Source organism: Agromyces fucosus (assembly GCF_004134865.1).
Classification (GTDB): Bacteria; Actinomycetota; Actinomycetes; order Actinomycetales; family Microbacteriaceae; genus Agromyces; species Agromyces fucosus.
Genome location: NZ_SDPO01000002.1, coordinates 285449 through 297482, shown reverse-complemented (window position 1 = coordinate 297482; position 12034 = coordinate 285449). Strand labels below are relative to the sequence as shown.

Here is a 12034-nt window from a genome sequence, read left to right as displayed (position 1 = left end):
TCGGCTTTGTTCGGCCCATCACCCGAGGCACCTTCATCCGCGCAGCGGCGGATTTCGAACCGAATTATGTCGGTGTGTTGACGGAAAAAATCGGCCCTCGTAGCGTCTCCGTTGTGACCTTGCCCAGCGGAGTGCACGCACTCGTCAGACGGACCCATGAAGACCGGGTCCTCCAGGTGCTGCGCGAGCACGGCGCGATGACGCGCGGCGAGCTCGCCACGCGCATCGGCCTCTCGCGCACGACCCTCTCGGAGATCACGTCGCAGCTCCTCGAGCGCGGCGTGATCTCGGTCTCGGCCGACGAGACGCGGCGCCTCGGCCGCGGCCGGCCCGCCGAGAAGCTCACGCTCGACCCTGCGGCCGGCCAGTACCTCGGCGTCGACTTCGGCCGACGGCGGGTGCGGATCGTCGTCGCGAACGCCGCGCACGACCTGATCGCCTCCGACGCCGTCGGCTACGACGCATCCGCCTCGTGGGCCGATCGCATCGCCGCCGCCTTCGATCTCGTCGACCGCATGGGCGCCGAGCGCGGGCTGCACTTCGAGGGCGTCCTCGGCGTCGGCATCGGATTCCCCGGACCGTTCTCGCCGCGAGTGCCGCACGAGCCGTCGGAGCCCGTCGCCGAGGCGCGCCGTGCCGGCGCGGTGTTCATGCGCACGGCGTTCGCGGATCGCTTCGACGCGCCGGTGCTCCTCGACAACAACACGCGTCTCGCCGGCCTCGCCGAGGCGACCTGGGACACCGCGGCCGGGGCGGATCACCTGCTCTACCTGCGACTCTCCGACGGCATCGGCGGCGGTCTCGTCGTCGGCGGCCGGCTCGTCACGGGCGCATCGGGGCTGGCCGGCGAGTTCGGCCACATCAGCCTCGGCGGCACCGGCGAGCTCTGCCGCTGCGGCAAGCGCGGCTGCCTCGAGACCGTCGCCTCCATCGGCGCGATCCTGCGGCGCTGCACCGAGGCGGGTGCGCCCGTCGCCTCACTCGCCGAACTCGGGGATGCCGCGGGCAAGGGCGATCCCCTCGTCGTCGGAGTACTGCGCGACGCCGGTGAGGCGGTGGGCCGCGTGCTCGGTTCGCTCGCGGTCGCCCTGAACCCGTCGGAGATCGTCATCGGCGGCGAGGTGGCGCACGTGTCCGACGTGATCCTCGAGCAGGCTGCGGCGACGACCGCCTACGAGCTGCTGCCCGTCGGCGAGTACTCGCCGACGATCCGCACCGCCGCGCTCGGCGACGAGGGCGGCGCGATCGGCGCGATCATCGCCATCTTCCAGAATTCCCCCCTGCTGGCCGGCTACCGGTCGGCGTGAACGTCGCGCCCGCGACCACCCCATTGCGAAGGAGCAACAGCTGATGTCCCCCCTGAACCGAGGAGGTCGCGCATGGTCGCTGTGACCGACGCCACCGTGCGGCAGACCGCCGCGCAGCGCTCGACGCCCCAGAAGGGGAGGTCGCCGCGTCGCCGAATGCTCGTCCTGAACCTCGTGAGTGTCGCCATCGGCATCCTGCTGTGGTGGGCGCTGTCCGCCTCCGGGCTGCGGCTGCCGTCTCCCGCAGAGGTCGCGGTGCGCGGCTGGGAGCTGCTCGTCGACGGCACCCTGCTCTCCGACACCGCCGCGAGCCTCACCCGCGTGCTCATCGGCTTCGCGCTCGGCACTCTCGTCGCGATCCCCGTCGGCTTCCTCATGGGCTGGTACGCCTGGGCGCGCGGCCTCATCGAGCCGTGGGTGCAGTTCTTCCGCACCATCCCGCCGCTCGCGATGATCCCGCTCGCGCTGGTGCTGCTCGGCATCGGCGAGGAGCCGAAGATCTTCGTCATCTTCCTCGCGGCCTTCTTCGCCTGCGTGATCTCGACCTTCCAGGGCGTGGTGAACATGGATCGCACGCTGATCAACGCCGCACGGGTGCTCGGCACGAAGGACGCCGGCATCTTCCTCAGGGTCGTCGTACCGGCATCCGTGCCCTTCATCCTCGTCGGCATGCGCGTGGGACTCGGAGCGGCCTGGGCGACGCTCGTCGCCGCCGAGCTCATCGCCGCCCAGGCGGGCCTCGGCTACCGGATGCAGAACGCGCAGCTCTACTACGACCTGCCGACGATCTTCGTCGGCCTCATCACGATCGGCATCCTCGGCCTCCTGATGGACCGGGTGCTGCTCTTCGCCGAACACAAGCTCACGGGATGGCAGGAACGCCGATGACCGCAACCACGCAGCTCGCCGACGCCCGCATCTCGGTGCGTCACGTGCGCAAGACGTTCGACCTGAAGGGCGAGGAGTTCGTCGCACTCGGCGACGTGTCGCTCGATGTCGCCGACAACGAGTTCGTCACCGTCGTGGGGCCGTCGGGATGCGGCAAGTCCACGCTCATGAACATCCTCGCGGGCCTCGACATGCCGAGCTCGGGGGAGGCGCTGGTCGACGGCGACGCCGTCACCGGCCCCGGTCCCGAGCGCGGCGTGATCTTCCAGCAGTACGCGCTGTTCCCGTGGCTCACGGTGCGCAAGAACGTCGAGTTCGGGCTCAAGACCGCCGGGCTCAACGCGAAGGACCGCCGTGAGAAGGCCGAGCACTTCATCGACATGGTCGGGCTCGGCCAGTTCGCCGACGCGCTGCCCAAGATGCTGTCGGGCGGCATGAAGCAGCGGTGCGCGATCGCGCGCGCCTATGCGGTGAACCCGAGCATCCTGCTGATGGACGAGCCGTTCGGTGCGCTCGACGCCCTCACAAGGGTGAAGCTGCAGGAGCAACTGCTCGACACCTGGAGCCGCGACAAGCGCACCGTCGTCTTCATCACGCACGACGTCGACGAGGCCGTGTACCTCGCCAACCGCGTCGTCGTGATGGCCGCCCGCCCCGGACGGATCTTCGAGATCGTCGACGTCGACCTGCCGTACCCGCGCACGGAGGAGATGCGACTGAGCCCCGAGTTCGCGGCGCTCCGCAACCGCGTCTGGAACGCGGTGTACCACCAGAACCCGTAACGCCCCACCCGCACGGCCCCCGATCGCTGTCGAACGACAGCACGACACCAAGGAAGATCCATGACCCACTCACACCGCAAGCGCGGCATCCTCGCCGCCGCTGCTGCCGTCGTCGCGTTCGCGCTCGCCGGCTGCGCGACCAGCGCCTCAGGCGGCTCCGCCGACGCCCCCGAAGCACTCGAGCACGTGCGCTTCGGCTACATCGCCGACTTCAACGGCGCGAGCCTGCTCGCGATCGCCGACGACCAGGACCTCTGGGAGAAGCACGGCATCGAGGTCGAGACGCCCGTCTTCACGAACGGCCCGCTCCAGATCCAGGCGCTCGGCACCAACGACCTCGACTTCGGCTACATCGGCCCGGGCGCGATGTGGCTCCCGGCATCCGGGCAGGCGAAGGTCGCGGCGATCAACAGCCTCGGCAACGCCGACCGAGTCATCGCGCAGGCCGGGATCACCTCGATCGAAGACCTGAAGGGCAAGAAGGTCGCGGTGCCCGAGGGCACGTCCGGCGACATGATCCTCACCATGGCGCTGCGCTCGGCCGGCATGACCATCGACGACGTCGAGAAGGTCGCCATGGACCCCGCGACCATCGTCGCCGCGTTCTCGTCGAAGCAGGTCGACGCCGCCGGCATCTGGTATCCGCTCATCGACACGATCCAGGAGCAGGTGCCCGATCTCGAGATCCTCGCCGAGAACGAGGACTTCATCGACGACGTCGCGTTCCCGAGCGCGTTCGTCGCCAGCCCCTCGTTCGTCGAGGAGAACCCCGAGGCGACGACGAAGGTGCTCGCCGTGCTCCGCGAGGCGATGGACTACCGGGTCGAGAACCTCGACGAGGTGATCGAGCTCACGTCGAAGATGCTGAAGATCGATGCCGCGGCACTCGAGGTCGAGGCCGAGAACGCGAAGTACATGACCGCGGCCGAGGTCGACGCCCTGACCGAGGACGGCACGGTGGTTACCTGGCTGACCGCCCTGAACGAGTACTTCACGACCGCGGGCAAGCTCACCGAACCGACCGATCCCACCGAGTACTACCTCGGCGATCAGTTCGTGGAGGCCGGCGAGTAGGGAGACCTGCAGCCGGGATCCGCGCCCGTCGCGCGGCGGAGCCCCAGCTCCGCCGCGCGACGGCCCACGGGCAGCGGATGCCCCGGCCGACCCTGCACGCACGAGACGAATGAGATCCATGAGTTCCACCGAACGCCGCCCGAACATCCTGCTGATCCTGACCGACGACCACGCAGCGCATGCCATCGGCGCATACGGCTCCGTCGTCAACCGCACGCCGCGGATCGACGAGATCGCCGAGGCCGGCGTGCGCGTCGACAACTGCTTCTGCACGAACGCGCTCTGCACGCCGAGCCGGGCCTCCATCCTCACCGGCACCTACAGCCACGTCAACGGAGTCACGACCCTCGAGACGCCGATCGACGCGAGCCAGCCGACGTTCGTCTCGCAACTGCGCGAGTCGGGCTACCGCACCGGGATCGTCGGCAAGTGGCACATGGGCGAGGGCCCGGGGCACGACCCGCAGGGATTCGACCACTGGGCGGTGCTGCGCGACCAGGGGGAGTACTTCGACCCGCAGATCCTCACCGAAGACGGCGTGCGGATCGTCGAGGGCTACGCCACGGATGTCATCACCGATCTCTCCCTGGAATGGCTCGAATCCCTCGAGGGCGACGAGCCGTGGTGCCTGCTCATCCACCACAAGGCGCCGCACCGGCCGTGGGAGCCCGACGAGAAGCACACGGGCATGTACTCGGAGCCGATCCCGGTGCCCTCGACGTTCGGCGACGACTACCGCACGCGCTCCTCGGCCGCGCATCGCGCCGCCATGCGCATCGCCGACCACCTCACGCTCACCGACCTGAAGCAGGCCCCGCCCGAAGGGCTCGACTACGAGCAGGCCGCGCTCTGGAAGTACCAGCGGTACATGGAGGACTACCTCGCCTGCGTGGCATCCGTCGACGACAACGTCGGCCGCGTCATCGACTGGCTCCGTGATCGTGGCCAGTTCGACGACACCCTCACGATGTACACCTCCGACCAGGGGTTCTTCCTCGGCGACCACGGATGGTTCGACAAGCGCTTCATGTACGACGAATCCCTCCGGATGCCGCTGCTGATCAGCTGCCCCTCGCGGATCCGGCATCGCGATGAGCCGCTCGAGCAGATCATCACGAACGTCGACTTCGCGCAGACGATCCTCGACGGCGTCGGACTCGAGCCGCACCCGCGCATGCAAGGCACGAGCTTCTGGCCGCAACTGACCGTCGAGCCCGAGCGCCCGACCCGACCCGCCATGTACTACCGGTACTTCGAGAACGACGACGTCAACCACCACGCCTTCGCCCACTACGGCGTGCGCACCGACCGACACAAGCTCATCTACTTCTACAACGACGGCCTCGGCCTGCCCGGCGCCTCACCTCACCGCTATCCGCCGGAGTGGGAGCTCTACGACCTCGCGGCGGATCCCGAAGAGTTGAACAACGTGTACTTCGACCCGGCATACGCCGAGCTCCGTGAAGAGCTGAAGGTCACGCTCTGGCAGCTGCAGGCCGAGCTGCTCGACTCGCCGCATCCGTCGCAGCCGCGACCGGCGGGGCTCGCCTCCCCGGAACGGGCGATGTCCCGGCCCGAGCGGCTCGTCGCCGGTAGATCGGTCAGGTCGTGACCACCTCGACCGCGAGCCATTCGGCGAGGCTCGCGATCTCGTCGTCGACGGCGCGGCGGATGTCGCGGCTGAACGGCACGTCTTCATGCACCGCGTGCACCGTGAGCGTGCCCGCCTTGCGGTCGGCCTTCGCGTCGAGCTTGCCGACGAGCCGGTCGTCGTGGAGGATCGGCAGGGCGAAGTAGCCCCAGCGACGGGCGGCGGCCGGCTTGTACATCTCGAGCACGTACTCGAAGTCGAAGAGCTGCTGCGCGCGCACGCGGTCGTAGGTCAGCCGGTCGAACGGCGAGAGCAGGGCGGTGCGACCGGTGAACGGCCGGCCGAGTGCAGCGGGGTCGACCCGCCAGACGCCGGGCACGCCCTCGACGATCGCCGGCTCGCCGGCGAGGCCGACGTCGACGGGTTCGAGCGGCATCTTCGTCGACTTCTCGCGAGCGATGCCGAGCGCCGTCAGGCGGCGCTCGTTGCGTCGTCGCAGTGCTTCGTCGGCCGGGATCACGGGGGCTGCGAGCAGCTCGGCGGGATAGACCCGGTCGGCCGGCGTCCAGAGCCGTTCACGCCCGCGCCTGGCCGCGATCGCGACCTCACCGCGCAGCGTGAGGAGCTCGAGCATCCTGCCGACGTTCTGATTGTGGGTCCATCCGCTCGACTGCCATGCCACCGCACTCGTGTCGGGCATGTCCCGGGAGAGCAGCGGTTCGGGGGAGTCGGCGAGGCGGTTCAGGATGTCGCGGCGGAACGACTCGTTCTGCTCGAGCCAGTCGCGCGACCGTTGCCACACCGGCCAGGCGGCCATGTCGGCACGGAGCAGCTCGAGGTCTTCGATCGGGCGGATGAGCGCGTCGACCTCGAAGAGCGTGCGCTCCTGTTCGAGGGCGCGCACGAGGTCGCCCGGCCGGTACGCCCCGCCGAGGCGGCTCCACGCGACGAGGTCGGCATTCGGGGCGATCGCCGCGGTCGGGTCGACCTGCAGCAGGGTCAGCTGCCGTACGACGTCGAGCAGCCCGGTCGGTCGAGGAGCGTCGAGCAACTGCGCGCGAATCGCGATGCGTCGCGCCTCGGCGCGATCGAGGCGATGCGGTTCCATGCGGGCGTCCTCCAGACGGATGCCGACCGGCATCAGCCCAACGGGCGGTTGCTGCGGATGACCCCGCCCGGGTCGACGCGCCGCTTGACGGCGGCGAGGCGGTCGAGCACGTCTCGGTCGAAGGCGTCGGCGAGCGTCGCACCGGAGCTGAGGAACGTCGGCAGGGGGTTGCCGCCCGGATGCCTCGCGACGAGTTCGCGGAGCGGTGCGAACGCGGCGCCGACGTCGATCGTCGGGTCGAAGAGCAGCACACCCGAGCTCATGAGGCCGTCGGCCTGCGTCGCGCCGACGGCCGCGCGGTCGGCGCCGAGCTCGTCGGAGATCGCTCCGCCGAGGATGCGGATGCTGCACCGCATGAGCCCGCGGTCGGCTCCGCGCAGGAACGCGTCGATGAACTCGCGTGCGAACGGGGCGTTGAGGTCGGTGAGCGCGGCGCCGAACTCGGCCGACGGCATGGGATCGACCGGTTCGGCCGCGACGGCGGCGAGCCCGCCGATCGTGAAGGTCGTGAGGGCGTCGGCGATCGGCTCGGCGACCGAGGTGATGCGATCGGCGAACGCTCGCCCGGTGGCCTCGTCGCCGACGTGCACGAGGTTCACCGTCGCGACGGTGCGGCCTCGCAGGTGCGGCGGCAGCTGCGGTGCGTCGGGGAAGCGCATCATGCCGACGTCGATGCCGAGCTCGGGCTCATCGCGCGCGAGCTCGAGCGCCGCGGTGATGACGGGCTCGGCCGCCTCGGACGGGAACGTCAGGCCGCCCCCGAACATCGCGTCGCCAGGGTACAGCGCGAGTTCGACCTCGGTGACGATGCCGAAGAGCCCGCCGCCGCCGCGCAGCGCCCAGATGAGTTCGGCGTCGTCGGCGTCGCTCACGCGATGCACGACGCCAGCCGCGTCGACGAGTTCGACGGAGATGATCGAGCGGGCCGTGATGCCGTACCGGCGGCTGAACATCGAGTGGCCGCCCGCGATCGCGAGCGCAACGACGTTGACCTCGGGGTTCGAGCCCGCGAGCGCGACGAGACCGGTGCCGTCGAGGTGCTCGAGCGCCCGGCCCCAGTTCACGCCGGCGCCGGCGCGCAGCACCCTGGCCTGCGTGTCGACGACCACCGAGTCGAATCGCGTGGGCCGGATGAGCACGGTGCCGCGCAGGTCGCCGTTCGCGCCGTGGCCGTTGGGCTGCACGGTCACCCCGAGCCCTGCCGCGGTCGCGGCGCGGAGGATCGCCTGCACGTCGGCGATGTCGGCGGGCTCGGCGATCGCGGCGGGCCGTTGGTCGACGCTCAGGTTCCACGGCTTGCGGGCGGCGTCGTACTCGGCGTCGTCTGGGAGCAGGAGCGTGCCGGTCAGTTCGGCGCGCAGTGAGAGGAGCTCGGATGCGGAGGTCATCGCATTCCTTTCGTCGGGGTCAACCTAGCGGAGACCGCCGACGGCGTCACGCCCAGTCGGGCCCCGGTCCGAGCAGCGCACGCCAGACCCAGCCGGCGCCGACCTCGACCGAGGGGCGCGGATCGCGCATGAGCCACGCCTCCACGACGCCGAGTGCGGAGCCGGTGATGCCGGCGGCGATGATGTCGACCGGCAGCCCGTCGTAGGCCTCGGCGGCCGCGGAGACGAAACCGGCGCGCACGATCGCGTCGATGCGTGCGCGGAGCCGGGTGAGCACGGCGGCCGACCCCGTCGGCCCGAAGACGGAGCGGTAGAGCTCGGCGTGCTCGTCGACGTGCTGCAGGAAGACGACGAGCGCCTGCGGCGGACCGCTCGGCGGTTCGTAGTGATCCGGCAGCATCGCGGCTGCCGCCTCCGCGGCCGCATCGAGGGCGTCGGCGAGCAGCGTCTCCTTGTCGGAGTAGTGCTGGTAGAAGCTGCTGCGATTGACGCCCGCGCGCACGGTGATCTCGGCGACGGTGATCTCATCGAGCGGCCGTTCGCGGGCGAGCTCGAGCAGTGCGTCCTGCAGGCGTCGCCGCGTTCGCTCCACCCTGACGTCCATAGGGGGATTCTGCCAGTTCCGGATGTCCCGAAGCGGCAAGATCTCCGACAGATGTCGGTTATTCTCGAGAGGGCTCGATGAAGCGCCGACTTCCGACACTTCACGAAGGGCGCCTCGGCTCAATGGCTGAACTCCTGTACCGCATCGGTCGATTCTCCGTACGACGAGCATGGCTCGTGCTCGTCGGATGGCTCGGCGTGCTCGCGCTCGCCGGCGGCGCCTTCCTCGCCTTCGGCGGCACGCTCACGCAGAGCATGTCGATCCCGGGCACCGAGACCGAGCGCGTCACCGAGCAGCTCGATGCCCGCCTCGGCGGGCTCGGCGGGGCCACCGGCACCGTCGTCTTCCAGACCGACGACGGCGAGGCGCTGAGCGAGTCGCAGCAGGATGCGATCTCCGCGCTCCTCGCCGACATCGCCGAGATCGACGGCGTCTCGGGTGTCGTGGATCCGTTCGCCGCGACATCCGAACGTTCCGACCAGGCCGCCCAGCTCGCCGACGGTTCCGCGCAGATCGACGCGGGGCGCGCCGAGCTCGAAGCCGGCCAGGCGCAGCTCGATGCCGCTCGCACCCAGCTCGAGGCCGGTCAGGCGCAGCTCGACGCCGCGGTCGAGCAGGCGAAGGCCGCCGGCGTCTACGACCAGGCCGCCGCCCAGTTCGACGCGCAGCAGGCGCAGCTCGACGCGGGCACCGCGGAACTCGACGCCCAGCAGGCGCAACTCGACGACGGCCGAGCCCAGCTCGACGAGTCGGCCGCCGAACTCGACGACGGCGAGCGACTCATGGACGCCGCCGCCGAGATCCGCACGGTGTCGGAGGACGAGACCACCGCCATCGGCGTCGTCATGTTCGAGGACGACCTCTTCTCGCTGTCGAGCGAGCTGAAGGCCGAGGTCGCCGGCGAGCTCGACGGCGCCGACATCGAAGGCGTGAACGTCGATTACTCCTCGGAGATCGCCGCATCGATCGACGGGCTCATCGGCATCGGCGAGATCGTCGGCGTGCTCATCGCCGCCCTCGTGCTCATCATCGTGTTCCGGGCGCTCCTGCCGGCCACCCTGCCGATCATCTCCTCGTTCATCGGCGTCGGCATCGGCGTCGCCGGTTCGCTCGCCTTCTCGGGTGTCGTCGACATGTCGTCGGTCACCCCCGTGCTGGGCGTCATGCTCGGCCTCGCCGTGGGCATCGACTACGCCCTCTTCATCATCAACCGGCACCGGCGCCAGGTGCTCGCCGGCATGGAGCTGCACGAGTCCATCCAGCTCGCGAACGGCACCGCGGGCAACGCCGTCGTCTTCGCCGGCTCCACCGTGCTGGTCGCACTCCTCGCCCTGAACGTCACGGGCATCCCGTTCCTCGGCATCATGGGCACCGTCGGCGCCGTCTGCGTGCTCGTCGCCGTGCTCATCGCGGTCACGCTCACCCCGGCTCTGCTCGGCCTGATCGGCACGCGCGTGCTCTCGAAGCGCGCCCGTGCCGAGATCGGCCACGAGGTGCACGCGGCGCCGAAGCTCGTGGCGATGCCGACGTGGCGGGCCATCGTCACGGCGGTCGTGTCGATCGTGGTGCTCCTCGTCATCGCCATCCCGGCGCTCTCGATGCGGCTCGGCCTGCCCGACGGGGCATCCGAATCGCCGGATGCCACGACGTACCAGGCATACACCGCCGTCTCCGACGCCTTCGGCGCCGGTCAGAACGGCCCGCTGCTGGTGACCGCGACGCTGCCCGACGCGGTCGCGGAGGACGAGGTCGTGGCGACGCAGGCCGATCTCGCCGAATGGCTCATGGGCGTCGACGATGTCGTCGCCGTGGCTCCGGTGGGCGTCTCCGACGAGCGCGACTTCTTCGCGTTCCAGGTGGTGCCGAGCGACGGGCCGTCGAGCGAGACGACGGAGGCCCTCGTGCACGAGCTGCGCGGCCAGTCGCCGATCGGCGGCGACGCGGCATCCGCTGCGGGACTCGACGGCGTCGAGCTCGGCGTCGCAGGCGGGGCGAGCGGCAACATCGACATCTCGGCGAAGCTCGCCGGAGTGCTCCCGCTCTACCTCGCGGTCGTCGTGGGACTCTCGCTCGTCATCCTGATCCTCGTGTTCCGCTCGATCCTCGTACCGCTCATCGCGACCGCCGGCTTCGTGCTCTCGCTGTTCGCGGCGTTCGGCGCGACGGTGGCGATCTTCCAGTGGGGCTGGTTCGGCGAGGTCTTCGGGGTGCACAACCCCGGGCCCGTGCTGAACTTCGCACCCATCATCGTCATGGGCGTGCTCTTCGGCCTGGCGATGGACTACCAGCTGTTCCTCGTCTCTGGCATGCGCGAGGCCTATGTGCACGGCACTCCGGCGCGGCTCGCGGTGGTTGCGGGGCTCCGCGGCGGCCGCGCGGTGGTCACCGCTGCGGCGATCATCATGGCGGCCGTCTTCGGCGGCTTCGTGTTCTCGCACTTGACGATGGTGCGGCCGCTCGGCTTCGGCCTCGCGATCGGCGTGCTGTTCGACGCGTTCATCGTGCGCATGCTGCTGACGCCCGCCATCATGCATCTCCTCGGCCCGGCCGCGTGGTGGCTGCCGAAGTGGCTCGACCGGCTGCTGCCCGATGTCGACGTCGAGGGCGCCGCGCTCGAGCGGAGCCACCCGGTGCACGGCGCGGCGGCGGCCGGCGAGTCGGCGACGGATGCCTCGACCGGCGACGTGGAGGCCGACGACGCGGCGGAGTTCAGCGCAGATCGAGGCGCATGAGCACGCGCGGGAAACCGCCGACCACCGACTCCGTGTCGGCCGCCTTCGTGAATCCGGCCCGCTCGAACAACGCGCGCGTGCCGACGTAGGCCATGGTCAGGTCGACCTTCTCGCCGCGATTGTCGACGGGGTAGCCCTCGATCGCGGGTGCGCCGTGCGACCGGGCGAACTCGACCGCGCCCGCGAGCAGGTGGTGGCTGATGCCGCTCTTGCGATGCCCGGGCCGCACGCGGATGCACCACACCGACCACACGTCGAGGTCGTCGACGTGGGGGATCTTGCGATTCTTCGCGAAGCTCGTGTCGGCACGCGGATGCACGGCCGCCCAGCCGACGGACTCGTCGCCGTCGTAGGCGAGCACGCCGGGCGGCGGGTCGAGAGTGCACAGCTCGCGCACGCGGTCGGCCCGCTCGGGCCCCCGCAGCTCGACGTTCTCTTTCGACGAGAGCAGTCGGTAGCTCAGGCAGAAGCACACGTTCGACGTGGGGTTCTTCGGCCCGACGACCGCCGCCACGTCGTCGAACTCGGTCGCGGGGCGTACCTCGATGGCCATGTCGTCA

Annotated in this window: 10 protein-coding genes; 6 read left to right on the top strand and 4 right to left on the bottom strand. The window is 70.2% G+C overall.

All coding sequences use genetic code 11. The features are described from left to right. Nucleotides 1–113 precede the first annotated feature (113 nt). From ESP57_RS07175 to ESP57_RS07155, 5 genes are all read left to right on the top strand, one after another. The gene (locus ESP57_RS07175; RefSeq protein WP_199470602.1) at nt 114–1307 is read left to right on the top strand and encodes an ROK family transcriptional regulator; all 1194 of its coding nucleotides are present in this window, start codon (nt 114–116) and stop codon (nt 1305–1307) included. 72 nt (nt 1308–1379) lie between these two features. Beyond that, nucleotides 1380–2195: an ABC transporter permease gene (locus ESP57_RS07170; protein ID WP_056005293.1), complete on the top strand. Its 816-nt coding sequence runs from the start codon at nt 1380–1382 to the stop codon at nt 2193–2195. Further along, entirely contained in the window at nt 2192–2977 is a 786-nt protein-coding gene (locus ESP57_RS07165) for an ABC transporter ATP-binding protein (RefSeq protein WP_115958578.1), read from the top strand. The genes ESP57_RS07170 and ESP57_RS07165 overlap by 4 nt, the downstream gene beginning before the upstream one ends. Before the next feature lie 60 nt (nt 2978–3037). After that, complete coding sequence (locus ESP57_RS07160) at nt 3038–4051, top strand: aliphatic sulfonate ABC transporter substrate-binding protein (RefSeq protein WP_129231074.1); 1014 nt, start codon at nt 3038–3040, stop codon at nt 4049–4051. Nucleotides 4052–4169: 118 nt separating this feature from the next. After that, nucleotides 4170–5663 carry a sulfatase family protein gene (locus ESP57_RS07155; RefSeq protein ID WP_129231073.1) on the top strand — a complete coding sequence of 498 codons (1494 nt, stop codon included), beginning with the start codon at nt 4170–4172 and terminating at the stop codon, nt 5661–5663. Here the strand turns inward: ESP57_RS07155 and ESP57_RS07150 are convergent. From ESP57_RS07150 to ESP57_RS07140, 3 genes are read right to left on the bottom strand one after another with little or no spacing between them, the layout of a single operon-like run. Next, the gene (locus tag ESP57_RS07150) at nt 5653–6750 is read right to left on the bottom strand and encodes a DNA glycosylase AlkZ-like family protein (RefSeq protein WP_129231072.1); all 1098 of its coding nucleotides are present in this window, start codon (nt 6748–6750) and stop codon (nt 5653–5655) included. The genes ESP57_RS07155 and ESP57_RS07150 overlap by 11 nt on opposite strands. Before the next feature lie 32 nt (nt 6751–6782). Beyond that, nucleotides 6783–8138, bottom strand: coding sequence for an FAD-binding oxidoreductase (locus tag ESP57_RS07145; protein WP_129231071.1), 1356 nt, complete (start codon nt 8136–8138; stop codon nt 6783–6785). 46 nt (nt 8139–8184) lie between these two features. Further along, on the bottom strand, nt 8185–8742 hold the full coding sequence (locus ESP57_RS07140) for a TetR/AcrR family transcriptional regulator (RefSeq protein ID WP_129231070.1): 558 nt from the start codon (nt 8740–8742) through the stop codon (nt 8185–8187). 122 nt (nt 8743–8864) lie between these two features. Here ESP57_RS07140 and ESP57_RS07135 point away from each other — a divergent pair, with 122 nt between their 5' ends. Then, complete coding sequence (locus ESP57_RS07135) at nt 8865–11474, top strand: MMPL family transporter (protein ID WP_129231069.1); 2610 nt, start codon at nt 8865–8867, stop codon at nt 11472–11474. On the opposite strand, the gene ESP57_RS07130 is transcribed toward ESP57_RS07135, so the two are convergent. After that, nucleotides 11452–12027: a GNAT family N-acetyltransferase gene (locus tag ESP57_RS07130; RefSeq protein WP_056005272.1), complete on the bottom strand. Its 576-nt coding sequence runs from the start codon at nt 12025–12027 to the stop codon at nt 11452–11454. The genes ESP57_RS07135 and ESP57_RS07130 overlap by 23 nt on opposite strands. Nucleotides 12028–12034 lie beyond the last annotated feature (7 nt).

What these genes read in the sequence shown, in the direction of transcription:
- ESP57_RS07170 (WP_056005293.1), top strand. Translation starts at nt 1,380, where the DNA reads ATGGTCGCTGTGACCGACGCCACCGTGCGGCAGACCGCCGCGCAGCGC.
- ESP57_RS07165 (WP_115958578.1), top strand. Translation starts at nt 2,192, where the DNA reads ATGACCGCAACCACGCAGCTCGCCGACGCCCGCATCTCGGTGCGTCAC.
- ESP57_RS07160 (WP_129231074.1), top strand. Translation starts at nt 3,038, where the DNA reads ATGACCCACTCACACCGCAAGCGCGGCATCCTCGCCGCCGCTGCTGCC.
- ESP57_RS07155 (WP_129231073.1), top strand. Translation starts at nt 4,170, where the DNA reads ATGAGTTCCACCGAACGCCGCCCGAACATCCTGCTGATCCTGACCGAC.
- ESP57_RS07150 (WP_129231072.1), bottom strand. Translation starts at nt 6,750, where the DNA reads ATGGAACCGCATCGCCTCGATCGCGCCGAGGCGCGACGCATCGCGATT.
- ESP57_RS07145 (WP_129231071.1), bottom strand. Translation starts at nt 8,138, where the DNA reads ATGACCTCCGCATCCGAGCTCCTCTCACTGCGCGCCGAACTGACCGGC.
- ESP57_RS07140 (WP_129231070.1), bottom strand. Translation starts at nt 8,742, where the DNA reads ATGGACGTCAGGGTGGAGCGAACGCGGCGACGCCTGCAGGACGCACTG.
- ESP57_RS07135 (WP_129231069.1), top strand. Translation starts at nt 8,865, where the DNA reads ATGGCTGAACTCCTGTACCGCATCGGTCGATTCTCCGTACGACGAGCA.
- ESP57_RS07130 (WP_056005272.1), bottom strand. Translation starts at nt 12,027, where the DNA reads ATGGCCATCGAGGTACGCCCCGCGACCGAGTTCGACGACGTGGCGGCG.